Source organism: Telluria sp. ZB4P37 (assembly GCF_059685855.1).
This window is the reverse complement of the sequence record NZ_JCASID010000020.1, coordinates 11,547-38,443: the sequence shown is the minus strand read 5'-3', so window position 1 is coordinate 38,443 and position 26,897 is coordinate 11,547. Positions and strand designations below refer to the sequence as shown.

The 26,897-nt window shown below is 65.4% G+C and carries 26 protein-coding genes; 13 read left to right on the top strand and 13 right to left on the bottom strand.

The genetic code is table 11. The features are described 5' to 3' along the window. Positions 1-60 precede the first annotated feature (60 nt). On the top strand, positions 61-423 hold the full coding sequence (locus AC56K1_RS21490) for a nuclear transport factor 2 family protein (protein WP_497159819.1): 363 nt from the start codon (positions 61-63) through the stop codon (positions 421-423). On the opposite strand, the gene nth is transcribed toward AC56K1_RS21490, so the two are convergent. Then, entirely contained in the window at positions 420-1,124 is a 705-nt protein-coding gene (nth, locus tag AC56K1_RS21485; protein ID WP_497159818.1) for an endonuclease III, read from the bottom strand. The genes AC56K1_RS21490 and nth overlap by 4 nt on opposite strands. Positions 1,125-1,137: 13 nt before the next feature. Continuing rightward, a complete protein-coding gene (gene rsxB, locus AC56K1_RS21480; RefSeq protein WP_497159817.1) occupies positions 1,138-1,815 on the bottom strand; it encodes an electron transport complex subunit RsxB in 678 nt (225 codons plus the stop codon). A gap of 151 nt (positions 1,816-1,966) precedes the next feature. On the opposite strand from rsxB, the gene AC56K1_RS21475 reads away from it, so the two are divergent. Further along, positions 1,967-2,302, top strand: coding sequence for an RcnB family protein (locus AC56K1_RS21475; protein WP_497159816.1), 336 nt, complete (start codon positions 1,967-1,969; stop codon positions 2,300-2,302). A gap of 220 nt (positions 2,303-2,522) precedes the next feature. Here AC56K1_RS21475 and AC56K1_RS21470 read toward each other — a convergent pair whose 3' ends face one another. From AC56K1_RS21470 to AC56K1_RS21450, 5 genes are all read right to left on the bottom strand, one after another. Then, positions 2,523-3,758, bottom strand: coding sequence for a polyhydroxyalkanoate depolymerase (locus AC56K1_RS21470; protein WP_497159815.1), 1,236 nt, complete (start codon positions 3,756-3,758; stop codon positions 2,523-2,525). A 310-nt stretch (positions 3,759-4,068) separates the two neighbouring features. After that, on the bottom strand, positions 4,069-5,166 hold the full coding sequence (locus AC56K1_RS21465) for an NAD(P)/FAD-dependent oxidoreductase (protein ID WP_497159814.1): 1,098 nt from the start codon (positions 5,164-5,166) through the stop codon (positions 4,069-4,071). Positions 5,167-5,277: 111 nt separating this feature from the next. Beyond that, the gene (gene fdxA / locus AC56K1_RS21460) at positions 5,278-5,601 is read right to left on the bottom strand and encodes a ferredoxin FdxA (RefSeq protein WP_091871505.1); all 324 of its coding nucleotides are present in this window, start codon (positions 5,599-5,601) and stop codon (positions 5,278-5,280) included. Between the two features lie 301 nt (positions 5,602-5,902). Further along, complete coding sequence (locus AC56K1_RS21455; RefSeq protein ID WP_497159813.1) at positions 5,903-6,178, bottom strand: protealysin inhibitor emfourin; 276 nt, start codon at positions 6,176-6,178, stop codon at positions 5,903-5,905. Then, the gene (locus tag AC56K1_RS21450; RefSeq protein ID WP_497159812.1) at positions 6,175-7,686 is read right to left on the bottom strand and encodes a hypothetical protein; all 1,512 of its coding nucleotides are present in this window, start codon (positions 7,684-7,686) and stop codon (positions 6,175-6,177) included. Before AC56K1_RS21450 ends, AC56K1_RS21455 begins: the two co-directional genes overlap by 4 nt. Before the next feature lie 176 nt (positions 7,687-7,862). Here AC56K1_RS21450 and AC56K1_RS21445 point away from each other — a divergent pair, with 176 nt between their 5' ends. Continuing rightward, complete coding sequence (locus AC56K1_RS21445; RefSeq protein WP_497159811.1) at positions 7,863-8,144, top strand: polyhydroxyalkanoic acid system family protein; 282 nt, start codon at positions 7,863-7,865, stop codon at positions 8,142-8,144. A gap of 42 nt (positions 8,145-8,186) precedes the next feature. Here AC56K1_RS21445 and AC56K1_RS21440 read toward each other — a convergent pair whose 3' ends face one another. Together AC56K1_RS21440 and AC56K1_RS21435 are read right to left on the bottom strand one after the other, a co-directional pair. Next, complete coding sequence (locus AC56K1_RS21440) at positions 8,187-8,441, bottom strand: acyl-CoA-binding protein (protein ID WP_497159810.1); 255 nt, start codon at positions 8,439-8,441, stop codon at positions 8,187-8,189. A 169-nt stretch (positions 8,442-8,610) separates the two neighbouring features. Further along, the gene (locus AC56K1_RS21435; protein ID WP_497159809.1) at positions 8,611-8,967 is read right to left on the bottom strand and encodes an FKBP-type peptidyl-prolyl cis-trans isomerase; all 357 of its coding nucleotides are present in this window, start codon (positions 8,965-8,967) and stop codon (positions 8,611-8,613) included. Between the two features lie 110 nt (positions 8,968-9,077). Between AC56K1_RS21435 and AC56K1_RS21430 the strand changes: the two genes are divergently transcribed. The 5 genes from AC56K1_RS21430 to AC56K1_RS21410 all read left to right on the top strand — a co-directional run bounded on the left by AC56K1_RS21430 (position 9,078) and on the right by AC56K1_RS21410 (position 16,976). Continuing rightward, complete coding sequence (locus tag AC56K1_RS21430; protein ID WP_497159808.1) at positions 9,078-9,962, top strand: EI24 domain-containing protein; 885 nt, start codon at positions 9,078-9,080, stop codon at positions 9,960-9,962. A gap of 402 nt (positions 9,963-10,364) precedes the next feature. After that, positions 10,365-13,562, top strand: coding sequence for a transglycosylase domain-containing protein (locus AC56K1_RS21425; RefSeq protein ID WP_497159807.1), 3,198 nt, complete (start codon positions 10,365-10,367; stop codon positions 13,560-13,562). Next, entirely contained in the window at positions 13,550-14,956 is a 1,407-nt protein-coding gene (locus AC56K1_RS21420) for a TAXI family TRAP transporter solute-binding subunit (RefSeq protein WP_497159806.1), read from the top strand. The genes AC56K1_RS21425 and AC56K1_RS21420 overlap by 13 nt, the downstream gene beginning before the upstream one ends. A gap of 60 nt (positions 14,957-15,016) precedes the next feature. After that, positions 15,017-15,526 (top strand): CocE/NonD family hydrolase, encoded by a 510-nt coding sequence (locus tag AC56K1_RS21415; RefSeq protein WP_497159805.1) that lies wholly within the window; start codon positions 15,017-15,019, stop codon positions 15,524-15,526. Next, complete coding sequence (locus tag AC56K1_RS21410; protein WP_497159804.1) at positions 15,480-16,976, top strand: CocE/NonD family hydrolase; 1,497 nt, start codon at positions 15,480-15,482, stop codon at positions 16,974-16,976. Before AC56K1_RS21415 ends, AC56K1_RS21410 begins: the two co-directional genes overlap by 47 nt. Before the next feature lie 117 nt (positions 16,977-17,093). On the opposite strand, the gene AC56K1_RS21405 is transcribed toward AC56K1_RS21410, so the two are convergent. Further along, positions 17,094-17,786: a hypothetical protein gene (locus tag AC56K1_RS21405; protein ID WP_497159803.1), complete on the bottom strand. Its 693-nt coding sequence runs from the start codon at positions 17,784-17,786 to the stop codon at positions 17,094-17,096. Further along, positions 17,783-18,241 carry a rhodanese-like domain-containing protein gene (locus AC56K1_RS21400; RefSeq protein ID WP_497159802.1) on the bottom strand — a complete coding sequence of 153 codons (459 nt, stop codon included), beginning with the start codon at positions 18,239-18,241 and terminating at the stop codon, positions 17,783-17,785. The genes AC56K1_RS21405 and AC56K1_RS21400 overlap by 4 nt, the downstream gene beginning before the upstream one ends. A gap of 291 nt (positions 18,242-18,532) precedes the next feature. On the opposite strand from AC56K1_RS21400, the gene glnA reads away from it, so the two are divergent. From glnA to corA, 5 genes are all read left to right on the top strand, one after another. Further along, entirely contained in the window at positions 18,533-19,948 is a 1,416-nt protein-coding gene (gene glnA, locus AC56K1_RS21395; RefSeq protein WP_497128098.1) for a type I glutamate--ammonia ligase, read from the top strand. Positions 19,949-20,149: 201 nt separating this feature from the next. After that, on the top strand, positions 20,150-20,644 hold the full coding sequence (locus AC56K1_RS21390; protein WP_497159801.1) for a DUF4124 domain-containing protein: 495 nt from the start codon (positions 20,150-20,152) through the stop codon (positions 20,642-20,644). Continuing rightward, entirely contained in the window at positions 20,641-21,735 is a 1,095-nt protein-coding gene (gene glnL / locus AC56K1_RS21385) for a nitrogen regulation protein NR(II) (RefSeq protein WP_497159800.1), read from the top strand. The genes AC56K1_RS21390 and glnL overlap by 4 nt, the downstream gene beginning before the upstream one ends. Positions 21,736-21,805: 70 nt before the next feature. Further along, positions 21,806-23,278, top strand: a complete 1,473-nt coding sequence (ntrC, locus tag AC56K1_RS21380) for a nitrogen regulation protein NR(I) (protein WP_497159799.1) — start codon at positions 21,806-21,808, stop codon at positions 23,276-23,278. 58 nt (positions 23,279-23,336) lie between these two features. Next, positions 23,337-24,305, top strand: coding sequence for a magnesium/cobalt transporter CorA (corA, locus tag AC56K1_RS21375; RefSeq protein WP_497159798.1), 969 nt, complete (start codon positions 23,337-23,339; stop codon positions 24,303-24,305). 41 nt (positions 24,306-24,346) lie between these two features. Here corA and AC56K1_RS21370 read toward each other — a convergent pair whose 3' ends face one another. Both AC56K1_RS21370 and AC56K1_RS21365 read right to left on the bottom strand, forming a co-directional pair. After that, positions 24,347-25,228: an EamA family transporter gene (locus AC56K1_RS21370; protein WP_497159797.1), complete on the bottom strand. Its 882-nt coding sequence runs from the start codon at positions 25,226-25,228 to the stop codon at positions 24,347-24,349. After that, on the bottom strand, positions 25,225-26,841 hold the full coding sequence (locus AC56K1_RS21365; RefSeq protein WP_497159796.1) for an NAD(P)/FAD-dependent oxidoreductase: 1,617 nt from the start codon (positions 26,839-26,841) through the stop codon (positions 25,225-25,227). The genes AC56K1_RS21370 and AC56K1_RS21365 overlap by 4 nt, the downstream gene beginning before the upstream one ends. Positions 26,842-26,897: the final 56 nt, after the last annotated feature.

Genomic DNA, 26,897 nt, shown 5'->3' with positions numbered 1-26,897 from the left:
GACAGGCGTGCCCCGGTTGCATCGACCGCGGCGCGTCTTCTTCATCTACCCACATAACCCATGAACCCGACTTCTCCCTCCGCTGTCGTCCAGGCGCAGCTCGATGCCTACAACGCCAAGGACCTCGACGCGCTGATGCGCACCTACGCGCCGGATGCGCAGCAGTTCGCGCTGCATGGTGGCATGCTCGCGCAAGGCATCGATGCCATCCGCCCGCGCTACCAGGAACGCTTTGCCGAACCGGATTTGCATGCGCGCCTGCTCTCGCGCCAGGTAGCAGGCAACTTCGTCACCGACCTTGAAATCGTCACCCGCAACTTCCCGGAAGGACTGGGGACGGTGGAGATGCTGTGCGTGTACGAAGTGGTGGACGGGCGCATCGTGCGCGCCTCGTTTGCGACCGGCGAGAAGCGGATGTCCTAGGCGTCGTCGCGCGCCAGCTCCGTCGCATTGAGTGTGGGCGTCGCTGCCGGATCGAGCACGCCGGCCGGGGCCGGCGTCTTGTCGCGGAATTCGCACAGGTCGGCGATCAGGCAGTTCCAGCACTTGGGTTTGCGCGCCACGCAGGTGTAGCGGCCGTGCAGGATCAGCCAGTGGTGGGCGTCGTGTAAAAAAGCCTTGGGCACGAACTTGAGCAGCTTCTGCTCGACGATGTCGACGTTCTTGCCCGGCGCGATACCCGTGCGGTTCGACACCCGGAATATGTGGGTGTCCACCGCCATGGTCGGCTCGCCAAACGCCGTATTGAGCACCACGTTGGCGGTCTTGCGGCCCACGCCCGGGAGCGACTCCAGCGCCTCGCGCACGGGCGGCACCTCGCCGCCGAACTGGTCCACCAGGATCTGGCAGGTGGCGATCACGTTCTTCGCCTTGGTGTTGTACAGGCCGATGGTCGCGATATACGACTTGAGTTCGTCCAGGCCCAGGTCGAGGATGGCCTGGGGCGTGTTCGCCACCGGGTAGAGGCGGCGCATGGCCTTGTTGACGCCGACGTCGGTCGATTGCGCCGACAGCAGCACCGCGATCAGGAGCTCGAAGGGCGTGGTGAATTCGAGCTCGGTGGCCGGCTTCGGGTTGGCGGCGCGAAAGCGCGTGAAGATCTCGAGACGTTTGGCGGCGTTCATGGTGAGCGTGGGCTTACTTCTGGTCGGGCGGATTGCCCGCCGCCTTCTGGCGCGCGCGCTCGATCGCGGCGGCGATGATGGCGCGCTTGCGTTCTTTTTCCGCCAGTTCTTCCGGCGTGTTGGTGGCCTCCGCCGTCACCGCGCGCATCTTCTCCAATGCCTTGGCGGCCAGCCGCGCATCGTTTTCCGCTTTCTCGCGCTGCAGGCGTTCGCTGCGGAAGTCATGGCGCGCACGGGCGGCATCGGCGGCTTCCTGCGACCAGGCATCCCAGCCGGTCGTGTTCGTGACCGGCAGCATCGAGATGCAGTCGACCGGGCAGGGCGCGACGCACAGGTCGCAGCCGGTGCACAGGCTCGGCAGGATGGTGTGCATCTGCTTGGCCGCGCCCAGGATGGCGTCCACCGGGCAGGCCTGGATGCACAGGGTGCAGCCGATGCAGAGCGACTCGTCGATGAAGGCGACCGGGCGCGGGCGCTCGATGCCGTTGGCGGGATTGATCGGGATGACTGGGCGGCCCGTCACGCTGGACAGGCGCCGCACGCCCTCGATGCCGCCTGGAGGGCACTGGTTGATCGCCGCTTCGCCGCGTGCGATGGCCTCCGCGTACGGCCGGCATGCGGGATAGCCGCATTTCGTGCATTGCGTCTGCGGCAGCAGGTCTTCGATCTGGTCGGCGAGGGTCTTGGTCACGGCGCGCGGGTGCGGGGAAAGCCGACATTATCCGCCAAAACCGGGGCCGGTGCGAAGTTCGCCGGCGCACGCAACCAGCGTGCTTGAGCGAACAGACTTTGCGGCGTGTGCGTGGTGTACTGGAGCCATCGACGCCCTTACAGGAGCTCACATGAACAAACTCATCGTTTCGGCCGTGGTTGCCGCGGTGCTGGCCGGTGGCGCCGCGGCCCAGGTCCACCAGCGTGGCGAACAGGAAGCACGGGCCCAGCAGGTCAAGCAGGCAGAAAAGACGGGGCGCTACCGCAGCGTGGAAGCCAGCGGCCAGCTCAAGCGCGGCGAACAGCTGCCGCCGCGCTACCGCACGCATCATTTCGTAGTCGAGAACTGGAAGGCCCGCCGCCTGACGGAACCGCCACGCGGGCACCAGTGGGTGCACGCCGGGAGAGATTATGCGCTGGTGTCAATTGCGACGGGGCTGGTGACGGAGGTGTTGGTGGGGAAGTGATTCTTGCGCTGACACTGCTTACGCAAAATTGGGTTCCCACCTGCGCGGGAACGACGGTTTATAAGTTGGGAGTACTATCCAGGGCAGCGTTTGGCTACGTTCCTATGCTCGTCACTCCCGCGAAGGCGGGAGCCTGATTTTGTCATGCAGCCACCACCCCAAACAAACATGCCGAAGCTAAGCTTCGGCATGTTTTACATCTTACGCATGCGTAAGGCGATCAGGCATGCGCCCGAATGAACTCGCCAATCTTCGGGCAAATGATCTCGCGCCAGCGGCGGCCCGAGAAGATGCCGTAGTGGCCGCATTTCGGCGCCTCGAAGTCGAGGTGCATTTCCGGAGGGATGCCGGTGCACAGGTCATGCGCCGCGCGGGTCTGGCCGGCGCCCGAGATGTCATCCAGCTCGCCCTCGACGGTGAACAGCGCCACCGTGGTGATGTCCTGCGGGCGCACCAGCTGGCCGCCGACTTCCCAGGTGCCCTTCGGCAGGCGGTGTTCCTGGAACACGGTCTTGATGGTGTCGAGGTAGTACTCGGCCGGCATGTCGAGCACGGCGTTGTATTCGTCGTAGAACTGGCGGTGCGCTTCGGCCGAATCGTCGTCGCCCTGCAGCAGGTGCGAATAGAACTCGCGGTGGCTCTGGGCGTGGCGGCCCGGGTTCATCGCGATGAAGCCGGCATGCTGCAGGAAGCCCGGATACACCTTGCGCCCAAAACCAGGGTAGTTGCCCGGCACCGAATAGATCACGGTGTTCTCGAACCACGAAAAGGGCTTTTCGACAGCCAGGTCGTTGACCGCGGTCGGCGACTTGCGCGGGTCGATCGGGCCGCCCATCATGGTCATGGTCTTCGGCAGCTTTGGATCCTTGTTGGTCGCCATCAGCGATATCGCGGCCAGCACCGGCACGGTCGGCTGGCAGACCGAGATCACGTGCACGTCAGGGCCGAGGTGGCGGATGAAGTCCTGCACGTAGAAGATGTAGTCATCCAGGTGGAACGGTCCATCCGACAGCGGCACCATGCGCGCATCGGTCCAGTCGGTGATGAACACGTCGTGCTCGGCCAGCAGCGCGCGTACGGTGTCGCGCAGCAAGGTAGCATGGTGGCCCGACAGGGGCGCGACGACCAGCACGGTCGGCTGCTTCAGGGCAGAAAAAGCCTGGTCGCCCAGGTCTTTCTTGAAATGGAGGAGCTTGCAGAATGGCTTGTCCACCACGGTCTGCTCGATGATGCCGACATCGGTGCCATCGACGGGGACGGTCTTGATGCCGAAGGCCGGCTTTTCATAATCCTTGCCGAGGCGATACATCAGCTCGTAACCGGCGGCGATACGTTGCGAGAACGGCGTGTGCGCGAACGGCGACACCGGGTTCGAGAACATTTTCGAGGACGCGTCAGCCCACTGCATCAGGGGGGTGAGGAAAGTGCGTTGCATCTCGTGTAGTTGGTAAAGCATAAAGTGTTCCTTCGGTAGGCTAAGCGCGTCGCAATCGTTTGCGCGTGACTGCGGTTGATTATAGGGGATATGATTTACTTGTGGAAACAGTCGTTTTCACTTCCCTGCGCTCACAGCTCCCTTGTAGCATATTTGTGCACGCTTGTTCGGTGAGGCTCCCCACATAACCGGAAATGCGTACGTCTGGAGCGCTTTTTCGTCGCCACGGCGTTACGGAACGATGCGATTTTTCTACTAGATGCCAACCCGATAAGGGTAAAAAAATGCCGCCAGGCTTGCACCGGGCGGCATGTTCAACGCATAACCGTGATCAGTCGAAGACCGGGCTCTCGACGCCGAGGATCTTGTGCAGCTTCGGCGAGGTCGTCGTGTACTGCATGTGGATCTTCTTGTCCGGGAAGATATAGGGCGCGGCGCCGAAGGCGGCCAGCGCGGCTTCGTGGAAGCCCGACAGGATCAGCTTCTTCTTGCCCGGGTAAGTGTTGATGTCGCCCACGGCGAAGATGCCCGGCACGTTGGTTTCGAATTTTTCGGTATCCACGACCTTGAGCTGCTTGCGCTCGATGTCCAGGCCCCATTCGGCGATCGGACCGAGTTTCGGCGACAGGCCGAAGAAGACCATCAGCATGTCCAGCGGCACGCGGCGGGTAACGCCATCGGCGCCGGTGACCTTCACTTCGGACAGCTTGCCATCGGTTTCATCGAAGCCCACCACCTGGCCGGTGATCAGCTGCATCTCGTATGCGTCGCACAGGGCCTTCATCTTGGCCACCGAGGCCGGGGCCGCGCGGAAGTCTTCGCGGCGGTGCAGCAGCACCACCGATTCGGCCTTGCCCACGAAGTTCAGCGCCCAGTCCAGCGCGGAGTCGCCGCCGCCGCAGATGACCAGGTTCTTGCCTTCGAAGATCGAAGGATCCTTGACGCGGTAATGCAGCTGGCTGCCTTCGAACTTCTCGATGCCGTCGACCTTCATCGTGCGTGCCTGGAACGAGCCGACGCCGGCGGCGATGAAGATGGTCTTGGTGATGAACTGGGTGCCCATCGAGGTCTCGACGTTGAAGCGGCCGTCTTCGCGGCGCTGCACGGTCGTGACTTCCTGGTTCAGGTGGAAGGTCGGCTCGAACGGCTCGATCTGCTTGAGCAGGTTGTCGGTCAGTTCCTGGCCGGTGCACACCGGCACGGCCGGGATGTCGTAGATCGGCTTGTCCGGATACAGTTCCACGCACTGGCCGCCGACGGCCGGCAGCGAATCAATGACGTGGGCCTTGATTTCGAGGAGGCCGAGTTCGAAGACCTGGAACAGGCCGACCGGACCGGCGCCGATGATCACGGCGTCGGCGTCGATCGCACCGGCGAACGAGCTGTTGGGAGCGATGCTGCCCGCTTCGTGGGAGGCACTGATAGTCATGCGCTTAAATCCTGTGGTTTTTTGGGTGTGGGTGTGACGGTGGCCGCTAGTGTGCCACGATTGACGAACCTGCGCTGACGCCAGGCCCAGGCGGGCCCGGCTGTTCGGAGCTTAGCGGGCCAGCTGGTCCAGCTTGTCCTTGACGTCTTTCCACTCTTCCGCGTCGGGCAGGGCCGGCTTGGTCTTGGTGATCGACGGCCAGAAGCGCGACAGGTCGGCGTTAATCTTGATGAATTGCTGCTGGTCCGACGGCACGTCTTCTTCCGCGTAGATCGCATTCACCGGGCACTCGGCGACGCAGACGGCGCAGTCGATGCATTCGTCAGGGTCGATGGTGAGGAAATTCGGGCCTTCCCGGAAACAATCTACCGGGCATACATCGACGCAATCGGTATAACGACAGCGGATGCACGATTCGGTGACAACGTGGGTCATAACAGTCCTATTTATTGGTAAGGTGTCGCGTCGCCGGGCGTGGGGGCGCGTCGACAACCTGCTGCGCGTTGCACTGGCGGTCTGCGATGCTCGCTGTACTTCTAGTCCAGCTGTGCTTCTCGACCGCCATTGCCGCCGCTCGCGACGGTTGTCGAGGCGCCCTGGTGGCGGCCGGACATGGCAAAGCACTGTATTTTAGGGCAATTCCCGCTTTCCGACAAATTGGCCTTATACACAATATATATAAGCAAATGTTGGCCGTGACGGCGCACAACAGGACGCCGCCAGGGCCAATTTCGCTTCAGGCGGCGCTGCGCAGGCGCCCCAGCAGGGCCTGCCAGTCGCCGCCGCTGCCGTCCTCGCGCACGCAGACCGTATGGCAGCGCGGCCCGTCCTCGACCGTGATTTCCCAGCGCGGCATGTCGGCCCCGACCGGGCAGACCGGCGCGGCCGAGAAGAAGTCCAGCCGGCCCAGCAGGCCTTCGAGCTCGCCGCCGATGGGGTGGTGGGCGGTGTCGAGGTCATAGGCTTCGGCCAGCCCGGCGAAGCCCCCGCAGGCGCGCGCGCTGATCTTCATGATTGGTCCGCCATGGCGGACACCGGCAACGCTGCGGCGGCTGGAACGGGGCAGTCGCCCATGCGGCCATTGGCCGCGCACCAGCGCGCCAGTGCCCGGGCTTCGCCGTCCAGCACCTGGTCGACCTTGTGATATTCGGGCAGGTTCATGGTGCCGCAGCAGGCGCGCCGGTCCTGGCGCGCGCCGGGCGCGTCGCAGACCTTGGGGGCGAGGCGCTCGCCGCCGATCGCTGCCGCCGAGCCTTCCGGCGGCGGCTCCACCACGTCACGTCGCCCGAACTGGTTGCGGATGAAGGCGGCGTAGCTGGCCGGCTTGCCGTCCTCGGCGACGATGCGCAGCATTTCGTTGACCACGTCCACATAGGTGGCGGCGCGGTCGGGCGCGGCGATCAGGGCGCGCAGCAGCAGGCCGCGCAGGTAGGCCGCCACCCGGTGCAGCACGGCGGCGCAGTCATCGAACAGCGGGTTGCGCTCGTAGGCGAACATGTCGGCCAGCACGTCGTACATGGCGCCGGTGAAGACCTGCGAGATTGCGTGCACCTGGGTGCCGGCCTGGCCGAGGGTCAGGTCGTTGTCGGCGTTGCGCAGGCCGGTGGCGCCGCCCAGCGCCAGGCCGAACTGCTCGGCGATGTCGCTGAGATAGGTCTTGTCGTGAAGGTGGGCCTTGGTCTGGGCGACCACGGCTTCGCAGTGGTCGAGCTGCGACAGGGTCAGGAAGATCGCGGTCATGTCGCCGAAGGCTTCGTGCAGGCCGCCGGTCTGGGGCGGGGCGTCGGCCAGCAGCCATTGCGGCTTGAGGCCGTCGAGCACCGCATGCGCGGTCTCGTGGGCCACGATGTCGAAGGAACGGCAGGTGTACACGCGCGCCTCCTCACCAGTGGTTCCATTCGGGATGAAATCGCCGAACTTCAGGCAGGCCTGGCTGCGGCTGTAGAACGCGTTCATCACGTTCGGCAGGCCGTAGGGGAAGACCGTCAGCGGGCGCGTGTCCATGCTGGTGTTCCACTGCCAGGGCAGGGGCATCTCGAGGCCGGCGCCGAGCAGGGCGCGCTGGTACATGGTCAGGGTCTGGCGCACCACCGAGAAGGTGTGCACCGCGTCGAACTGCGGGGTGTCGGGCTGGGTAACGAAATCGCCGAAGGCGTTCGGCTCGACCGGGTCGATGCCGGGGCTGCCGGGCCCGATGCGGGCGTCGCGCGGGCCGGCCAGGACCGGGCCGGGCAGGTAGGCGCGGCGGGTGCCGATCTCGCCGACCGACGGATCCTGCTTCCACATCAGCACGCGCGCGCCGAAGGCATGCGGCAGGGGCGGGGCTTCGGCCGAGACCTCGTCCTCCCGGGTATCAGGTGCAGTGCCCGGCGCAGGCTCCGGCGCGCCCGGCTGCTCGAGCAGCCGGGCGGCGCGGTGCTGGCGCTGGTAGGGCGCGCTGGGCGTGGGGGTGAAGCGGGCCGGCGGCTGGTCACGATCAAGCGTGGCCAACGCTTCCGGCAAGAGGGCACCTGGTTTCATGACGGCTCCTTGCGAAATGTCGGGCGGCCCGACCATGTTCGCGCGCTGGGTAATGCGGGCATTGAGCACTATCAATTGATTTGGAACGGAAGCGGCCCCATGTGGCGGACTGGCCGAGTTCGCTTCCAACTGGCATCATGGCGGACTGTCTCGCAATGAATGAAGGAAAGCCCAGCATGTCGGAAATCAGCATCGTCCAGGAACACAGCCTCAGCCCGGAACAGGCGCGCGCAGCGGCCCAGCAGGTGGCGCAGCGCATCTCGACGGAATATGGCCTGGAATGCAAGTGGGAAGGTGACGTCCTGCGCTTCGAGCGCAGCGGGGTGGAAGGCGCCCTGACCCTGGACGGCGGGCGCGCCGCCATGCAGATCCGACTGGGCTTTTTCATGAGCGCCTTCGCCTCGGCCATCGAGGCCAAGGTGGCGGAGAAGATGCGCAAGGTGTTCATGCCGGCCTGAGCCGGCAATTGGGGCGCCCGCCGCCCATCGGGTGGCCCCGCTTTAGCCTTTCAGTTCTTCGATCAGGTCGATGTACTGCTGCATCGCGTCTTCCTGCGAGGTGCCGTTCAGGGCAGCCCAGGCGTCGAACTTGGCGCGGTTGACGAAATCGGTCATGCCCGGACGCTCGCCGGTGGCGTCGCCGCTCGAACCCTGCTTGTAGAGCGCGTAAATCTTCAGCAAGGTCATGTTGTCCGGACGTTCCGGCAAATTCTTGGATTCGGCCTGGGCCTGGGCGAACTGTTCTTGCAAGCTCATGAATACTCCTGTGGTGGTTGCGTTGGCAATATGGTAATGCCGGGGCATCTTAGCGCAGGAGGAGCGCGTTCACGCCCAAATGGGGCGAACTTTAGAGGGGATGCTCGGGGGGGGAGGTAGGGTGGTCGGCTCGGCCGACCACCCTACGAATCACACGTTGCCGCGCGTTTTATACGGCCAGCAGTTCCACGTCGAAGATCAGGGTCGCGTTCGGCGGGATCGCGCCGCCGGCGCCGCGTGCGCCATAGCCGAGGCTGGCCGGGATGGTCAGGCGGCGCTGGCCGCCGACCTTCATGCCCTGCACGCCTTCGTCCCAGCCGCGGATCACGTGGCCGGCGCCCAGCGCGAACTGGAACGGGTCATTGCGGTCCTTGCTCGAATCGAACTTGGCGCCGGCCGTGCCGTCGTCGTTGCGCAGCCAGCCGGTGTAGTGGACGGTGACGTGCTGGCCGGCTTTCGCCTCGGCGCCGTCGCCGACGACGGTGTCTTCGTATTGCAGGCCGGAATCAGTGGTATTGGTGGACATGGTATTCCCTGTTGTTCAAGTTGAACGGCGATTGTAGTGCATCGCCGGAAGGCCTGCCAATGGCCGCGCCATCACCTGCGCCGGCCCGCGATGTGCGTAGAATGGCAGTCATGCAAACCAAGCAAGCAAGGAGCCGCGATGCCTTTTCCTCTCCAGACGGCGTGCCGGGTGGTCCAATGAAAGGCGTCGGCCTGGCCTACCGCCGCGCTCTGCGGGCCCAGTTCTCGCGCCGCATGCTGCTGCTGTCCAGCGCGCCGCTGGCGCTGTCGCTGGTGCTGTGGGGCGCGCTGCTCTGGACCGGTCTGCAGCCCTTGCTCGACTGGCTGCACGGTGCCTTTGCCGAATACAAGATCTTCCAGCACACCGGCGGCATGCTGGCCATGCTCGGCCTGGGCGTGCTGAAAGTGATGGTGGTGCCGCTGCTGGCCATCGCGCTGCTGCTGCCGCTGATCATCGGCTCGGCCCTGCTGTTCATGGGCGTGATCGCGATGCCCGTCATCGAGCGCCACGTCGGCAACAACCATTACCCGAAGCTGGAAAAAAAGCAGGGCGGCTCTTTTCTTGGCAGCGTGGCCATCAACGGCGGGAGCACGGCGGTGTTCGCGGTGCTGTGGCTGTTCACCTTGCCGCTGTATGCGGTGCCGCCGGTGGCCTGGCTGGTACAGGCCTGCCTGTGGGCATGGGTGACCTCGCGCGTGATGAGCTATGACGCGCTGGCCGCGCACGCCAGCGTGGACGAGCGCCACGAACTGATGCGCCGGCGCCGCGGCGCGCTGCTGGGGATCGGCTTTGCCTCGGGCCTGGCCGGCGCCCTGCCGGGCATTGCCTGGATGGGCGGGGCGCTGCTGTCGGTAGTGCTGTTTCCCTTCCTGGCGCTGTTGTCGCTTTGGCTCTACATCATGATTTTCCTGTTCGCAGGGCTCTGGTTCCAGTACTACTGCCTGGGGGCGCTGGAAGAGATGCGCGGCAGCGCCCTGGTGCCGGCGCAGGCCTGAACGCAGGTCCCGGGCGGCGTGTCAGGACAGCGCCGGAGCCTTTGTAGGACTGCATGCCGCTCAGCTAACTCTGCCGTTGTTTTTCTGCGAAAATACATCGCGCGGATCAAAATTGTTAAACCGCGTCTCGCGCGTAACGTATTGATGTGGTGGAATGATACCTGTGGTGGTGCAATCTGGAGTGAGTTTGCGCCGCCCGTTTTTGCGAACTGACGACGACGCAATCACTCGAACAAACCAGCAGCAACGATGGCGAGCAGGTTGGCGGGGATTGAGCGCAGCATATTGAATCAAACCGGTTGAGCCATCATGGAAAGTATCCGCCGTTTAGGACGGCCTAGTAATGTATTCCGCGCGGTCGGCAAGTGGCGCGGACGTTCCGCCCCAGCTGGCGGCGCACCTGTGCTCGCATCCGCGGGCGGCAGCGACCTTCCCTTGTACGAAGCCTTCCCGCATCTGGCCGTGGCCGGCGGCGCAGACGCGTCCGGCAAGACGCCGGGCGGCGAGCCGCTGCCTCCGCCCGAGCCGCCGGACGGCCCTGACTCGCCCGAGGGCGCGCCGGAGCCGGTGCCGCGCAAGCGCAACTTCAAGCTCTGGCTGTACGGCAGCTTGCTGGTACTGCTGGCGCTGCTGGCCGCCTGGACCGTGCTCGAGGTGCGCAGTTCGCGCATCCAGGCCAAGATCTTCGCCGGCATGGCCGCCGACCTGGACTTCCGCATGGAGAAGGGGCCGAGCAAATCGATCCGCTTCCCGGGCGCGAGTCCCTACGATACGCGCCTGGGCTATGCCAGCCTGCCGGCCTACCTGCAAAAGCTGGAGTCGCGTGGCTACCTGATCGATTCGCAGGCGCGCATTTCGCCAAAGATGGCCGAGATGGCCGACCGCGGGCTGTACGCCACCTACCACGAGAAAACCAAGGTCGGCCTCGAGATCCTCGATTGCCGCACCCAGCCCCTGTTCGCGTCGCGCTTCCCCGAGCGCTTCTATCACAAGTTCGACGAAGCGCCGTCGCTGCTGGTGCAAAGCCTGCTGTTCATCGAGAACCGCGAGCTGCTCGACCCGGCCTACCCGCACCGCAACCCGGCCATCGAATGGGACCGCTTCTCGAAAGCGGTGTTCGACAAGACCCTCAGCAGCGTCGGCCTGCGCGGCGCCGGGCGCGTGGCCGGCGGCAGCACGCTGGCCACCCAGATCGAGAAATACCGGCATTCGCCGGAAGGCCGCACCGGTTCGCTGCACGACAAGATCATCCAGATGTCCTCGGCCACGCTGCGCGCTTACCAGGATGGCGAAGACACCACCCGCGCGCGGCGCCAGATCGTGCTCGACTACCTGAACACCGTGCCGCTGTCGGCCAAGCCGGGCTACGGCGAAGTCAACGGCATCGGCGACGGCATGTGGGTCTGGTACGGGCGCGACTTCGACCAGGTCAGCCGCATGCTGAAGGGGCCGATGAATACCCCTGACGCCGTCACCGCCTACAAAGAGGCGCTGTCGCTCATGATCGCGCAACGCCGCCCGGCCTATTACCTGGGCGCCGGAGAGAACGATCTAGAGACCCTCACCAACAGCCACCTGCGCGTGCTGGCGCAGGCGGGCGTAATCTCGCCGCAGCTGCGCGACGCCGCACTCGAGGTCCAGCTGCACCCGTCCCAGGCCTCGGGCGTGGCCGCGCCCGGCGCCGATGCCTTCGTGTCGCGCAAGGCCGCCAATGCGGTGCGCAACCACCTCGGCTCGCTGGTGGGCGACGCGCGCCTGTACAACATCGACCGCCTCGATCTGTCGGTGGTCTCCACCCTCGACGCCCAGGTGCAGGCGGCCGTCACCGATGCGCTGCGCAAGCTCACTGACGCCGAGCATGCGAAGGCGGCCGGCCTGACGGGCAAGGGCCTGCTCGGCAATGGCGACCCGGCCCAGGTGGTCTATAGCTTCACGCTGATGGAGCGCGGCGAGCATGTGAACTACCTGCGCGTGCAGACCGATAACTACGACCAGCCGCTCGACATCAACGAAGGCGCCAAGCTCGACCTCGGCTCGACCGCCAAGCTGCGCACCCTGGTGACCTATCTCGACATCGTCGACCAGCTGCACAAGCGCTTCGAGCCAATGGATAAAATCGGCCTGATGGGCGTCGAAGTCGACGCCAAAGACCGCATGTCGCAATGGGCGCTGGAGTATTTCCGCACGCTGCCCGACCGCGCCGACCGCGGCCTGGCGCCGATGCTGGCGGCCGCGATGGAGCGCAAGTATTCGGCCAACCCGGGCGAAGCCTTCTTCACCGGCGGCGGCCTGCACACCTTCGGCAACTTCAGCAAGCTCGACAACAGCCGGATCATGACGGTGACCGAGGCGCTGCGCAATTCGACCAACCTCGTATTCGTGCGCATGATGCGCGACGTCGTACGCTACTACATGTTCCAGCTGCCGGGTTCCTCGGCCCAGCTGCTGGCCGACGCCGACGATCCGCGCCGCGCCGAATACCTGGCGCGCTTCGCCGACAGCGAAGGCAAGGTGTTCATGGCCAAGTTCTGGAACAAGTACAAGGGCAAGACCCCGGCCGAGATCGAGACGCTGCTGTTCTCGACCGTGCGTCCGATGGCCTCGAAACTGGCCGCGGCCCACCGCACGATCGCGCCGAATGCCTCGCTGGCGCAGTTCGCCGAGTTCATCGACAAGTCGCTGCCGACGGCCAAGGACATGGATCCTGACCGCATCCCGAAGATGTACGAGATGTACGACCCGCGCAACATGTCGCTGGCCGACCGCGGCTACGTGGCCTCGGTCCACCCGCTCGAGCTGTGGCTGGTGAGCTACCTGCGCATCCATCCGAAGGCCGGCTGGACCGAAGTGACCAATGCCAGCGTCAAGGAGCGCCAGGAAGTGTATTCCTGGCTGTTCAAGACCCACCGCAAGCATGCCCAGGACAACCGCATCGCCGGCCTGCTCGAAGTCGAAGCCTTCCTGAAGATCCACGCGCAGTGGAAGAAGATGGGCTATCCGTTCGACTCGCTGGTGCCGTCCTACGCGACCACGCTGGGCGCCTCGGCCGACCGTCCGGCCGCGCTGGCCGAGCTGATGGGCATCATCGTCAACGGCGGCATGCGCAAGCCGGTCGAACGCATCGATTCGCTGCACTTCGCCAAGGACACCCCTTACGAAACCCTGGTGAAACGCGCCAAGGGCGGCGGCAAGGAACAGGTACTCTCGCCCGAGGTGGCGCGCGCGGTGGCTGACGCCATCCAGGGCGTGGTCTCGGACGGCACCGCCAAGCGCGTCAAGACCGCCTTCGTGCAGCGAGATGCCAGCGTGATTGCCCTGGGCGGCAAGACCGGTACCGGCGACCAGCGCTTCGAGGTATATGCGCGTGGTGGCCGCGTGCTCGAGTCGCGCTACGTGAACCGCTCGGCGACGTTTGTCTTCAACATCGGCGAGCGTTTCTTCGGCAGCATGACCGCCTATGTGCACGGTCCGCAGTCGGGCAACTACGACTTCACCAGCGCACTGCCGGTGCAGCTGCTGGTCACGCTCGCCCCGAGCCTGATGCCGATGATCGAGCCGCCTCCGGGCAGCATCGCCGCCCAGCGACAGTGCGTCCGCTGAAGGGAAGCGGTATCGCCGTCAAGCGTGCGGTGACGCGCGTGCGCCAGTTTTCCATCGTATCCCTGCGCGACCTCCTGGTCGCGTCGGGGCCGACGCTGCTAGCTTGCATCACGGTGGCGGTGCTTGCCTACCTGTGGGTCGATCCGGCTCCGCCGCGCCGGCTCACCATGGCCACCGGCCAGTTCAACAGCGCCTACGAAGAATTCGGCCGCCAGTATGGCGCGCTGCTGGCGCGCGACGAGATCGCCTTGACGCTCCAGCCCTCGCTCGGCTCCCACGACAACCTGCAGCGCCTGATCGACGGCCAAGCCGACATCGCTTTTGTCCAGAGCGGCTCGACCGAAGACGCCCAGGACGCGCCGCGCCGCGACACCTCCGGGCTGGTCTCGCTCGGCAGTTTGTTCACCGAACCGGTGTGGCTGTTCCTGCGCGAAGGCGCGGGCGTCACCCACCTCATCGATTTAAAAGGCAAGCGCATCAACCTGGGGCCGGAAGGCACCGGCGTGCCGCGCCTGTTCCGCCAGGTGCTGGACGCCAACGGCATCGCCCCCGCCGAGCTGCGCATCGGCGCGCTGGAGAACACGCCGGCCACGATGGAGCTGCTGGCGGGCCGCATCGATGGCCTGGTCTTCAGTTCGGCGCCGGAAGCGCCGCTGATCCAGATGCTGCTGCAGACCCCGGGCATCCGGCTGTTCAACTTCACCCAGGCCGACGCCTATACCCGGCGCCTGCCTTTCCTGACCCATGTGGTGCTGCCGCGCGGGATCGTCGACCTCGGGCGCGACATCCCGGCCCAGGATTACCACCTGATCGCGCCGACCGCGACCCTGGTTGCACGTGAAGACCTGCATCCGGCGCTGGTGGGCCTGCTGGTAAAGTCGGCCGGCGAGATCCACGGCAAGGCGGGCTGGTTCCAGCAGCAGGGCCAGTTCCCCTCGCCGAAATACACCGAGATCCCGGTGGCGGCCGAGGCGGCGCGCTACTACCGCGACGGCCCGCCCTTCATGCAGCGCTACATGCGCTTCTGGCTGGCCAATCTGTTCGAGCGGCTGTGGGTGGTGGCGGTGGCGCTGGCGGCCTTGCTCATTCCGCTGTCGAAAATCGTGCCGCCGATTTACGTCTGGCGCGTGCGCTCGCGCGTCTACCGCTGGTACGGCGAGCTGCGCAAGGTCGAGCAGGACCTCGAGGCCACGCAGCCGGAGGGGAGGGAGGCTGCACGCGAAGGCCTCATGCAGCGCCTCGACGAGATCGAGGAAAGCGTCAACCACATCTCGATCCCGCTGGCCTATGCGGAAGAACTCTACCGCCTGCGCAGCCACATCAATTTCGTGCGCGAGCGGGTGCGCGGCACGATCGACCAGCATGGGCTGGCCACCCAGCCAATGGCAAAATAGCAAAGCATAGGCGGAAACGGATTACACTGGCGGACTTTGTCCAGATTCCCCGAGGAAGCCATGATCCGTCGTCCCTTGCCCGCTCTTGCGCTGGCCGCGCTGCTGGCCTGCGCGGCAGGCGCGCAAGCCGCCAACCAATCCAGCGGCGCAGCCGCTGCCGACGCGCCGCTGCAAAAGCGCAGTCCGCGCGAGGCCTATACCAAGTACGAATACCGCATCCCGATGCGCGACGGCGTCAAACTCTTCACCACGGTCTACGTGCCGAAGGACGCCTCCAAACCTTATCCCTTCCTGGTGCAGCGCACCCCCTACAGCGCCGGCGTGGCGGCGCAGGGCGAGCAGCGCTATGGCGTGGACTGGTTCCCCGCGGCGCTCAGCCCCACGCCCGAACTGGAAGAGTCCGGCTACATCTTCGTGACCCAGGACGTGCGCGGGCGCTTCATGTCCGAAGGCGCCTGGCAGGAGATGACCCCCCCACCTCAAGGCCAAGCGCGCCGCGGGCGAAGGGCAGGAGAGCGCGGACATGCACGACACCGTCGAATGGCTGCTCAAGCACGTCCCGAACAATAACGGCCGGGTCGGCATCTGGGGCACCAGCTACCCGGGCTTCTATGCCGCGGCCAGCATCATCGATTCGCACCCGGCGATCAAGGCCGCCTCGCCGCAGGCGCCGATCGCCGACCTGTACATGGGGGACGACTCCTACCACGGCGGCGCCTTCATGCTGGCGGCGAACTTCGATTTCTACGCCTCCTTCCTGCCGATGAAGAACCCGACCCTGCCGCCAAAAGTCCGCGCCGGTTTCGACTACGGCGAAGCGGACGGCTACGACTTCTTCCTCAAGCACCTGACGCTGTCGAACATTCTTGCCACCATGAGCGCCGAGCAGCGTGAGCTGCTGGTGCCGACCATCGAGCACGACACCTACGACGAATTCTGGCGCTCGCGCGACATCACGCCGCACATGAAGAACGTCAAGGCGGCGGTGCTGACGGTGGGCGGCTGGTTCGATGCCGAAGACCCGGCCGGCCCCTTCGCCATTTACAAGGCGGTGGGCAAGCACAACCCGGGCACGTCCAACGCCCTGGTGATGGGGCCGTGGGTGCATGGCGGCTGGGCGCGCAGCGACGGCGCCCGTCTCGGCAACGTGTCCTTCGATGCCAAGACCAGCGACTACTTCCGGCGCGAGATCCAGTTCCCCTTCTTCGAGCAACACCTGAAGGGCGCCAAGCCGGCGCGCACCCTGCCTGCGGTGACCGCGTTCGAGACCGGCACCAATGTCTGGCGCACGTATGCGGCGTGGCCGCCGGCGCCCGCCAGGGCGCGCACGCTCTACTTCGGTCCGAACGGAACGCTGGGCTGGCAGCAGCCCGCGGCCGGCGGCGCGGGATACGACGAGTACATCGCCGACCCGCGCAAGCCGGTCCCCTATATCGGCTACGCGGCCACTGGCGTGCCGCGCGAGTACATGGTCTCGGACCAGCGCTTCGCGGCCACCCGTCCGGACGTGCTGGTGTACCAGAGCGAGGTGCTGGACGAGGACGTGACGATCGCCGGGCCGGTGGTGCCAAAGATGTTCGTGTCGACCACGGGCACCGATGCGGACTGGGTGGTCAAGCTGGTCGACGTGTATCCGGCGGCCTATCCGGCGGCGCCTGGAGTGGAGCGCAAGGGCAACGACGTGGGGCCGCCGTCGGTCAACATGGGCGGTTTCCAGCAGCTGGTGCGCGGCAATCCATTGCGCGGGAAATTCCGCAACAGCTTCGAAAAGCCCGAGCCGTTCACGCCGGGCAAGCAGGAAGCGCTCTCCTTCGAGCTGGGGCAGGTGAACCATACCTTCCGGCGCGGCCATCGCATCATGGTGCAGGTGCAGAGCTCGTGGTTCCCGCTGGTGGATTTGAATCCGCAGACGTTTACGCATATTCCGTCGGCCAGGCCCGAGGATTTTAAAAAGGCGACGCAGCGCGTTTACCGCGGGCCCGGGGCGGCATCAGGATTGCAGGTGCTCGTGATGCCGTAGGGTGGCCGGCTTCGCCGGCCGGGCGTTCAACGAACACGGAATAATCACGGTGCGTCGTTATCACCGTGATGTGAACGCGTGGGCAAGAACTTGCCCACCCTACGGTGTGCGGCTACGCTACTTGCGTGGGAAGAGCGTAGCGCGTACCGCCCGGCGCACCGTAGTCGCCGGAATCAAGTCCACCGCCAGCTTGCGCAGGCGCGCCGCCTCGCCGTGGCGCCCGCGCTCTTCGAGCACCGCCAGCACCTGCCGCACATCGTTCGCATAAATGTCGATTTGCGACGGAATATACATGGTGCGTCCATGCTGCCGGCGCCAGCGCGAAAACGCCTTCATGAGGAAGCAGCTGCGCTCGCGGATGGTCTCTTCGGGCGCGGGCAGCAGGCGCTCGGCCAGCGCGTAGTCGCCGGCGGCGATGATGGCCGGCAGCGCAATATCGGCGCAGGCGAGCAGCAGGGCGGGATCGGCGCGTTCGAGCCCCACGCACAGGACATGCGTCTCTGGGCTCCTTCCCAGCGCGTCATTGATGGCCACCACGTCATGGAACAGCCCGCGCTTGCCCTGGCCTGCCAGCAGGAGGGCGATATCGCGTTCGCGCACCGCCACCAAGGCTTCCAATGCAGGCGGATACTCCTCGCCCAGGTCGACCCAGGCGTAGAGCGCATACGACAGGCGCACGCCGTAGAGCGTTGGATCCTCTTGGAGCGCGTGGTCATGGAACCACTGGAACTCGCGCAGGGCTTCCTCGTACCTGCCGTCGGCGGCCAGTTCGCTGGCGGCGTCCAGGCGTGCCTGTGCATCCACCGTCATGCCCCGATCCAGGGTAGCCCGGCCTTGCACCAGCCGCTGATCGTCTTGCGGTGGCCTTCGGCGTCGCGGTCGCCCTCGAAGCCTTCCAGGATGTCGTAGGACTCGGCAAACCCGTGCTCGGTGGCGACCCGGGCGCTGTGGCGCGAGCGCACGCCCGAGCGGCACAGGAACAGCAGTACCTCGTCCTTGCGCGCGACCTGCTCGAGCTGCGCACCGAATGCGGGATTCGGCTGGCCGCCGGGATAGGTGGCCCACTGCACCGCCACGTGCTGGGACTCGGGCACGGCGGCGCGGCCGACCCAGTCGCGCTCGGCATTGGTGCGGACGTCGACCAGCTTGACGCGCGGGTCTTGCTGTAGCAGGGCGAACGCTTCTCCGGGCGTGACCGCGCCGGCATAGGGCTGGCCGGCGGCGCGTTCGCGGGCGGCGGCAAGAATGGACTCAGGTGTGCTCATGATGGGTTGATCCGTTCTGGACGAGAAAAAGCGTTGCACCAACTTGGTTCGGTGTATCCTGCGCTGCGATGGTGCACGGTAGCTGAATTTGCACCAAATCGGTGCATGCATGCACCGGGGTACAGGCACCGGTTGGTGATGATTGTATGGCCAAACATACAGGCATCCAACGAAGCTTATGGCATTTACTCATAACGACAGCCTGGCACAGTTCATGCTTTAAAGTACATCATGTGGTCGCGCTACCGAGGACTTGGAGCGCGGTCCCCCTTTTTCAATCAGGAGATACGAATGGCAAAGACGGCTGCAGACGTAGTGCAAATGATTAAAGACAACGAAGTCAAGTTCGTTGATTTCCGCTTCGCCGATACGCGTGGCAAAGAGCATCACGTGACCGTTCCCGTCTCGCATTTCGACGAAGACAAATTCGAGTCGGGCCACGCCTTCGACGGTTCGTCGATCGCGGGCTGGAAAGGTATCGAAGCCTCGGACATGCTCTTGATCCCGGATCCGCTCACCGCCAACATCGATCCGTTCATGGAAGAGACCACCCTGTTCATGCAGTGCGACGTGATCGAACCGTCGGACGGCAAGGGGTATGACCGCGACCCGCGCTCGATCGCCAAGCGCGCCGAAGCCTACCTGAAGTCCTCGGGCATCGGCGACACCGCCTATTTCGGCCCGGAACCGGAATTCTTCATCTTCGACTCGATCCGCTGGAAGATCGACATGTCGGGTTGTTTCGTCAAGATCGATTCCGACGAAGCCTCGTGGTCGACCGACAAGGAAATCGAAGGCGGCAACAGCGGCCACCGCCCGACCGTCAAGGGCGGCTATTTCCCGGTCCCGCCGGTCGACAGTTTCCAGGACATGCGTTCGGAAATGTCGCTGATTCTCGAATCGATGGGCATTCCGGTCGAAGTGCACCACCACGAAGTGGCCGGCCCCGGCCAGAACGAAATCGGCACCAGGTTCTCGACCCTGGTCGAGCGCGCCGACTGGACCCAGAACATGAAATACGTGATCTGGAACGTGGCCCACAGCTACGGCAAGACCGCCACCTTCATGCCCAAGCCGATCAATGGCGACAATGGCTCGGGCATGCACGTGCACCAGTCGGTCTGGAAAGACGGCAAGAACCTGTTCGCAGGCGACGGCTATGCCGGCCTTTCGGAAACCGCACTGTTCTATATTGGCGGCATCATCAAGCACGCGCGCGCCCTGAACGCAATCACCAACCCGGGCACCAACTCGTACAAGCGCCTGGTGCCTGGCTACGAAGCCCCGGTCAAGCTGGCCTATTCGGCCCGCAACCGTTCGGCCTCGATCCGCATCCCGCACGTGGCGAACCCGAAGGGCCGCCGCATCGAGACCCGCTTCCCTGACCCGCTGGCCAACGTCTACCTGTGCTTCGCCGCGCTGCTGATGGCCGGCCTGGACGGCATCCAGAACAAGATCCACCCGGGCGAAGCGGCAACGAAAGACCTGTACCACCTGCCGCCGGAAGAAGACAAGCTGATCCCGACCGTCTGCGCTTCGCTCGAAGAAGCGCTCGAAGCCCTGGACAAGGACCGCGAGTTCCTGACCCGTGGCGGCGTGTTCTCCGATGCCATGATCGATGCCTACATCGAGCTGAAGATGCAGGAAGTCCAGCGCCTGCGCATGACCCCGCACCCGGCCGAATTCGACATGTACTACTCGGCGTAATCGATCAGGCAAGCCGGCTGTCGCGCCCAGGCGTCAATGGGTGTAAGCAGCGGTAACAAACGCGGGGAAAGCGAGGGCTTTCCCCGCGTTTTTTCATGCTTGATGTATAGTCGGGCCGGACTACAATGACTGCACGTTTATTGTGCAAATTAATTTCTGATGGGAACGACAATTACTTCATTCCGCCGTCTTGCCAGCGCGTTGGCAATACTCGGGCTCGGCCTTGCGCTGGCGCCCGCCGCACAGGCCCAGGTCTACAAGTGCGTGGACGACCAGGGTCGCGTCGAATTCACCGACCAGAACCGCCGCGGCTGCAAACAGCTTGAGAGCCTCTCGCCGGTTGCTTCGCCGGCGCCGGTGCGCGCGTCCGCGCCGATTCCCGCGGTACGCTCACCGAACCCCGGCAGCTCCGGGCCCGCCCCGGCCGCGACCCCGGCCAGCTTCCCGCGCGTGGACACGGCCCAGCAGCGCGCGCGCGACGACGACCGCCGCGAGATCCTCAACGACGAGCTGCGCCTGGAAGAGAAGAAGCTGGCGGACCTGCGCCGCGACTTCAATGGCGGCGAGCCCGAACGCCAGGGCAGCGAGCGCAATTACGCCAAGTACCAGGAGCGCGTGGCCGGCATGCGCCAGGAGATCGGCCGTACCGAAAGCAATATCGCCGCGCTGCGGCGCGAGATCGCCAATATCAGATGAGCCCCGCGAGCGAGCCCGGCGTCCCGGCACGCCCCTGCGCCAGGTTCGCGGGCCTGGACTTGCTGGCCTCCAGCGTGCTGCTGGTCGGGCCCGAGGTGGAAGTGCTGTACGCGAACCCGGCGGCCGAGAACCTGCTCGAGCTCTCGCTCAAGTCGCTGCAGCGCAGCCCCCTGCCGGAGCTGTTCGCCAACGGCCCCGAGCTGGCCGCCCTGTGCGCCCAGGCGCTGGCGCACCAGTATGCCGACCTGCGCCAGGACCTGACCCTGCACCGCACCGGACGCGAGCCGCTGCACGTGAACAGCATCGTCAGCGCACTGGGCGAGGGCGAGCTCCTGATCGAGCTGCGTGAGAACGTCCAGCAGCTCAAGCTCGACCGCGAGGAGCGCATCCTCGACCAGAGCCAGGCCAACAAGGAACTGATCCGCAACCTGGCCCACGAGATCAAGAATCCGCTCGGCGGCATCCGCGGCGCGGCGCAGCTGCTCGAGCTCGAGCTGCCGCCGCTGCACCTGTCCCAGCTGTCCGAATACACCCAGGTGATCATCAAGGAGGCCGACCGCCTCCAGACCCTGGTCGACCGCCTGCTGGCGCCGCATCGCAAGCCCCATATCGTCGGCGACGTCAACATCCACGAAGTGTGCGAGCGCGTGCGCAGCCTGATCCTGGCCGAATTCCCGTCGGGCCTCACGATCCGGCGCGATTACGACGCCTCGATCCCCGAGTTCAGGGGCGACATGGAGCAGCTGATCCAGGTGGTGCTGAACATCGCGCACAACGCGGCCCAGGCCCTGAAAGGGCGCATTGCGGCGGGCGATGCCGAGATCGTGCTGCGCACCCGGGTGGCGCGCCAGGTCACCCTGGCCAAGGTCCGTTATGGGCTGGCATTAGACTTGCATATCATCGACAATGGACCGGGCATCGCGCCCGAGATCCGCGACCGTATTTTCTACCCGCTGGTGTCGGGCAGGGATGGCGGCAGCGGCCTCGGGTTGACGCTGGCGCAGACCTTCGTGCAGCAGCACCTGGGTGTGATCGAGTGCGAAAGCCGGCCAGGACTGACGGATTTCCGGATACTGCTGCCCCTGCCATAAGCGGGCGCCAGCATCCGCCCCGTGAGTCCCCATTGAATCGTACTGCGTGACCGACGGGAACCACGACTACATGAAACCAATCTGGATTGTCGACGACGACGCATCGATCCGCTGGGTGCTGGAAAAAGCCCTGGCGCGCGAGAGCCTGGAGACCCGCAGCTTCGCCAACGCGCGCGACGCCATGGCCGCTTTTGAGACCGATACGCCGCAGGTGCTGGTGTCGGACATCCGCATGCCGGGCGAATCCGGCATCGACCTGCTGGGGGCGGTCAAGGCGCGCCATCCCGGCCTGCCGGTCATCATCATCACCGCCTTCTCCGACCTCGATTCGGCGGTCGCCTCGTTCCAGGGCGGCGCTTTTGATTACCTGGCCAAGCCCTTCGATATCGACAAGGCCGTGAACCTGATCCGGCGCGCGCTGGAAGAGAGCCTGCGCGAAGCCAGCGTGGAAGCGGCGCCCGCCGAGACGCCCGAGATCCTCGGCCACGCGCCGGCGATGCAGGAAGTGTTCCGCGCCATCGGCCGCCTGTCGCAGTCGAACGTGACGGTGTTGATCACCGGCGAATCGGGGACCGGCAAGGAACTGGTCGCGCGCGCCCTGCACAAGCACAGCCCGCGCGCCCAGCAGCCTTTCATCGCGCTCAATACCGCGGCGATCCCGAAAGACCTGCTGGAGTCCGAACTGTTCGGCCACGAGCGCGGCGCCTTTACCGGCGCGCAGGCGATGCGGCGCGGCCGCTTCGAACAGGCCGAGAACGGCACCCTGTTCCTGGACGAGATTGGCGACATGCCATTCGATCTTCAGACGCGTCTTCTGCGGGTGCTCTCGGACGGCCACTTCTACCGGGTCGGCGGCCACCAGCCGGTGAAGGCCAATGTGCGCGTGATCGCGGCCACCCACCAGAACCTCGAGCAGCGCGTACGCGACGGCCTGTTTCGCGAAGATTTATATCACCGCCTGAACGTGATCCGCCTGCGCCTGCCGTCCCTGCGCGAACGCAGCGAGGACATCCCGGTGCTCGTGCGCCACTTCCTGGTGCAGAGCGCACACCAATTGGGCGTCGAACCCAAGCGCATGAGCGAACCGGCGATGCGCTACCTGGCCGGACTCGAATTGCCGGGCAACGTGCGCCAACTGGAAAACCTGTGCAACTGGATCACCGTGATGGCGCCCGGCCAGACGGTCGAGGTCAAGGATCTGCCGCGCGACCTGACCCAGAGCCAGGCCGCGCATGGCATCCTGCTCGATGACGGCCTGGCCGGCGCGCCCGCTGCGGCGCCACGCGCGGCGCCTGCGGCCACGGAGTCGCTGCCGGAAGGCTGGATCGGCCTGCTCGAACTGCAGGCCGCCGGCATGCTCAGCGCCGGCCAGACCGACGTCATGGACACGCTTGGCCGCCAGTTCGAATCGGCCCTGATCAAGACTGCGCTCAAACACACGCATGGGCGCAAGAACGATGCCGCGATGCGGCTCGGGATCGGCCGCAACACGATCACCCGCAAGATCGTGGAGCTCGGGATCGACGGCGCACGGGAAGAGTAGGGCGGATGGTGTAAGCTGGCGCATCGTGTATTAACTGTCCCTATCCCTATCCCTATTCATGTTGATTAATTGTGTCGCCTACCAAGAAGGCAAGAAGCTGTCGGACATACCCGTCGAGGACATCAGCGAAGTTTTGAAGCAGCCGGAAACCTTTGTCTGGGTTGCCATGCGCGACCCGGACAAGGCAGAAATCAGCACCATGCAGGAGGAGTTCGGCCTGCACGAACTGGCCGTGGAGGACGCGGAGCGCGGCCACCAGCGTCCCAAGATGGAAGAATATGGCGACTGCGTGTTCGTCGTTGTGCAGGTGGTCGAACTTGCAGGCGACGAGCTCAGTGTGGGCGAACTGTCGGTTTTCGCAGGTCCCAATTACGTGTTGTCGGTAAGGCGCGACGCCAACCAGGGATTTCTTGGCGTACGCGCGCGCGCCGAGCGCGAGCCCCACCAACTGCGCAAGGGAGCGGGCTTCGTGCTGTACGCGCTGGTCGACGCGGTTGTGGACCGCTATTTCCCCGTGGTCGACATGCTCGACTCCGAGCTGGAATCGATCGAGGATCACATCTTCGGCCAGATAGGCGAGCAGCGCGCCAACGTCGAACGCCTGTATGCGCTCAAGCGCAAGGCCCAAGTTCTGCGCCACGCCGTCATTCCGCTAATGGATGCCGTCGGTCGCCTGTATGGTGGACGGGTGCCCGGCGTGGTCGTCGAGACGCAGGAGTATTTTCGCGACGTGCATGACCACCTGTTCCGCATCGCCGCGCGGCTCGATGCAATCCGCGACACCATCAACACCGCGATCCAGGTGACGCTATCGATGGTGGCAATCGAAGAGAACGACATCAGCAAGAAGTTGGCCGCGTATGCGGCGATCTTCGCCGTGTTTACTGCGTTCGCGGGGGTATGGGGAATGAACTTCGAATTCATGCCCGAACTGAAGTGGAAATACGGCTATCCGATGGCCCTCGCCACCATCGCCATCGTGTGCGGCTACCTGTACTGGCGCTTCAAGAAATCCGGCTGGATCTAGCAGGGTGGGCGGCTCCACCCCTTATCGGGATTCGGATGATCTCAGTTCCCGGCGGAGCCGCCCATCCTACGGGCCGTGGCCGCGGCCCCGCCGCAGGCGAAAACCACCAGCACGATAGCCAGCCACTGCATGCCGGTCAACCGCTCCCCGAGCACCAGATACCCCGCCAGCGCCGCGAAGGCCGGCCCCGCACTGACCAGGATTCCGAACACCCGCTGCGGCAGGCGTCTAAGGGCCGCCATCTCGAGCGAATAGGGCAGGGCACTCGACAGCACCGCGACCGCCAGGCCGCCCATCAATACCGCGGGCGCCAGCAGCCCGGCGCCGGCATGCGCCACGCCGAACGGCACCGTGAACAGCGCGGCCACCAGCATGCCCCAGGCAACCGCCTGTCCCCCGCCGAGGCTCGATACCCGCTTGCCGAACACGATATACATCGCCCAGCAGAAGGCCGCGCCCAGCGCATACATGACACCTAGCGGGTCCAGGGGCGGGACGCCGTCGTGGAAAGGCGCCAGCAGCCACAGGCCGAGGGCAGCCAGCAGGACCCACGCGAAATCGCGCGCACGGCGCGAGGACAGCACCACGACCGCGAGCGGGCCGACCACCTCGATGGCCACCGCCACGCCGATCGGGATACGCGCAAAGGCGCCGTAGATCAGCAGGTTCATGCAGCCCAGCATCAGGCCGTAGACGAGCAGATTGAATGCGTCGCGGCGCGCGGGGATCGTGCGCCAGGGCCGCACGATGGCCAGCATCAGCACCGCGGCCAGGCCGACGCGCACGGCGGTGACGCCTTCGCTGCCGACCAGCGGGAACAGGCCCTTGGCCCAGGCGGCGCCGGCATTGACCGACACCATCGAGGCCAGGATCGCCAGGCCAGGGCCGAGCGTCCGCGGAGGGGTTCCCGCGACAGCCGTCATGCAGCCATCGCCAGCGCCACGGCTTCGGCCACGCGGATGCCGTCCACCGCCGCCGACATGATGCCGCCGGCATAGCCCGCGCCTTCGCCGGCCGGGAACAGGCCGCGCGTGTTCAGGCTTTGCAGGTCGCCGTCGTTGCGCTTGATGCGGATCGGCGAGGAGGTCCGGGTCTCCACGCCGGTCAGCACCGCGTCTTCCTTGTAATAACCCTTGATCTGCTTGTCGAAGGCCACGAAGGCTTCGCGCATCGCCACGATCGCATACTCCGGCAGCGAAGGGGCGAGGTCGGTCAGGTGCACGGCCGGGCGGAACGACGGGATCACCGAGCCGAATTCCCTGGAGGGTACGCCACGCACGAAGTCGCCCATCAGCTGGCCCGGCGCGTCATAGGTGCTGCCGCCCAGCAGGAAGGCGCGCGACTCCAGCTCGCGCTGGAAGGCGATGCCGGCCAGCGGGTGGCCCGGATAGTCGCTAGGGGTGATGCCGACCACGATGGCGCTGTTGGCATTGCGTTCGTTGCGCGAATACTGGCTCATGCCGTTGGTGACGACGCGGCCTTCTTCGCTCGACGCCGCCACCACGGTGCCGCCCGGGCACATGCAGAAGCTGTAGACCGAGCGGCCATTGGAGGCGTGGTGCACGATCTTGTAGTCGGCCGCACCCAGGATCTTGTTGCCGGCGTTGGGACCGAAGCGGCAGACGTCGATCAGCGACTGCGGGTGCTCGACCCGGAAGCCGATCGAGAACGGCTTGGCCTCGACGTAGACGCCGCGCTCGTACAGCATCTCGAAGGTGTCGCGGGCGCTGTGGCCGATGGCCATGACCAGGTGACGGGTCGGGATTTCCTCGCCATTGGCCAGGCGTACGCCCTGGACCTGGCGCACGCCGTTTTCCTCGGCCACGTAGATGTCGTCCAGGCGCGTTTCAAACCGGATCTCGCCGCCCAGCGAAATGATCTCGGCGCGCATCTGCTCGACCATTTTCACCAGGCGGAAGGTACCGATGTGCGGCTTGCTGACGTACATGATTTCTTCCGGCGCGCCCGACTTGACAAACTCGGTCAGCACCTTGCGGCCGTAATGCTTCGGGTCCTTGATCTGGCTGTACAGCTTGCCGTCCGAGAAGGTACCGGCGCCGCCTTCGCCGAACTGCACGTTCGACTCGGTATTGAGTTTGCGCTTGCGCCAGAAGCCGAAGGTATCCACCGTGCGCTCGCGCACCACCTTGCCGCGCTCGAGCACCAGGGGGTTCAGGCCCATCTGCGCCAGGATCAGCGCCACGAACAGCCCGCAAGGACCGGTGCCGACCACGATCGGTCGCGGGGTGCCGGGGGCCGGTTTGCTTGCCGCCACGAACTTGTAACCGGTGTCGGGCGAGGGGCCGACGTGCTGGTCCTTGCCAAAGCGCGCCAGCACGGCCGCTTCGTCGCGCAGCTCGACATCGATCGAATAGATCAGCACGATCGCCGACTTCTTGCGCGCATCGTAGCTGCGCTTGAAGACCGTGAAGTCGACCAGCTCGCAGCTAGCGATGCCCAGGCGCGCCAGGATGGCCTCGCGCAGGGCGGAATCGGGGTGGTTGAGGGGGAGTTTGAGGTCGCTGATTCGGAGCATAGGTAGGAGCGTGGTTGCTAGTGAGGCAACAATAAGAAGACGGGCCAAACCGCTAT

Excerpts from the sequence above, each read along its gene's own strand:
- glnA (WP_497128098.1), top strand. The coding sequence starts at position 18,533 with ATGGCAAAGACGGCTGCAGACGTAGTGCAAATGATTAAAGACAACGAA.
- AC56K1_RS21410 (WP_497159804.1), top strand. The coding sequence starts at position 15,480 with ATGCACGACACCGTCGAATGGCTGCTCAAGCACGTCCCGAACAATAAC.
- AC56K1_RS21415 (WP_497159805.1), top strand. The coding sequence starts at position 15,017 with ATGATCCGTCGTCCCTTGCCCGCTCTTGCGCTGGCCGCGCTGCTGGCC.
- AC56K1_RS21470 (WP_497159815.1), bottom strand. The coding sequence starts at position 3,758 with ATGCTTTACCAACTACACGAGATGCAACGCACTTTCCTCACCCCCCTG.
- AC56K1_RS21465 (WP_497159814.1), bottom strand. The coding sequence starts at position 5,166 with ATGACTATCAGTGCCTCCCACGAAGCGGGCAGCATCGCTCCCAACAGC.
- AC56K1_RS21450 (WP_497159812.1), bottom strand. The coding sequence starts at position 7,686 with ATGAAACCAGGTGCCCTCTTGCCGGAAGCGTTGGCCACGCTTGATCGT.
- AC56K1_RS21490 (WP_497159819.1), top strand. The coding sequence starts at position 61 with ATGAACCCGACTTCTCCCTCCGCTGTCGTCCAGGCGCAGCTCGATGCC.
- nth (WP_497159818.1), bottom strand. The coding sequence starts at position 1,124 with ATGAACGCCGCCAAACGTCTCGAGATCTTCACGCGCTTTCGCGCCGCC.
- AC56K1_RS21475 (WP_497159816.1), top strand. The coding sequence starts at position 1,967 with ATGAACAAACTCATCGTTTCGGCCGTGGTTGCCGCGGTGCTGGCCGGT.
- AC56K1_RS21455 (WP_497159813.1), bottom strand. The coding sequence starts at position 6,178 with ATGAAGATCAGCGCGCGCGCCTGCGGGGGCTTCGCCGGGCTGGCCGAA.
- AC56K1_RS21440 (WP_497159810.1), bottom strand. The coding sequence starts at position 8,441 with ATGAGCTTGCAAGAACAGTTCGCCCAGGCCCAGGCCGAATCCAAGAAT.
- fdxA (WP_091871505.1), bottom strand. The coding sequence starts at position 5,601 with ATGACCCACGTTGTCACCGAATCGTGCATCCGCTGTCGTTATACCGAT.
- AC56K1_RS21430 (WP_497159808.1), top strand. The coding sequence starts at position 9,078 with ATGCAAACCAAGCAAGCAAGGAGCCGCGATGCCTTTTCCTCTCCAGAC.
- AC56K1_RS21365 (WP_497159796.1), bottom strand. The coding sequence starts at position 26,841 with ATGCTCCGAATCAGCGACCTCAAACTCCCCCTCAACCACCCCGATTCC.
- AC56K1_RS21370 (WP_497159797.1), bottom strand. The coding sequence starts at position 25,228 with ATGACGGCTGTCGCGGGAACCCCTCCGCGGACGCTCGGCCCTGGCCTG.
- AC56K1_RS21400 (WP_497159802.1), bottom strand. The coding sequence starts at position 18,241 with ATGAGCACACCTGAGTCCATTCTTGCCGCCGCCCGCGAACGCGCCGCC.
- ntrC (WP_497159799.1), top strand. The coding sequence starts at position 21,806 with ATGAAACCAATCTGGATTGTCGACGACGACGCATCGATCCGCTGGGTG.
- glnL (WP_497159800.1), top strand. The coding sequence starts at position 20,641 with ATGAGCCCCGCGAGCGAGCCCGGCGTCCCGGCACGCCCCTGCGCCAGG.
- corA (WP_497159798.1), top strand. The coding sequence starts at position 23,337 with ATGTTGATTAATTGTGTCGCCTACCAAGAAGGCAAGAAGCTGTCGGAC.
- AC56K1_RS21445 (WP_497159811.1), top strand. The coding sequence starts at position 7,863 with ATGTCGGAAATCAGCATCGTCCAGGAACACAGCCTCAGCCCGGAACAG.
- AC56K1_RS21435 (WP_497159809.1), bottom strand. The coding sequence starts at position 8,967 with ATGTCCACCAATACCACTGATTCCGGCCTGCAATACGAAGACACCGTC.
- AC56K1_RS21405 (WP_497159803.1), bottom strand. The coding sequence starts at position 17,786 with ATGACGGTGGATGCACAGGCACGCCTGGACGCCGCCAGCGAACTGGCC.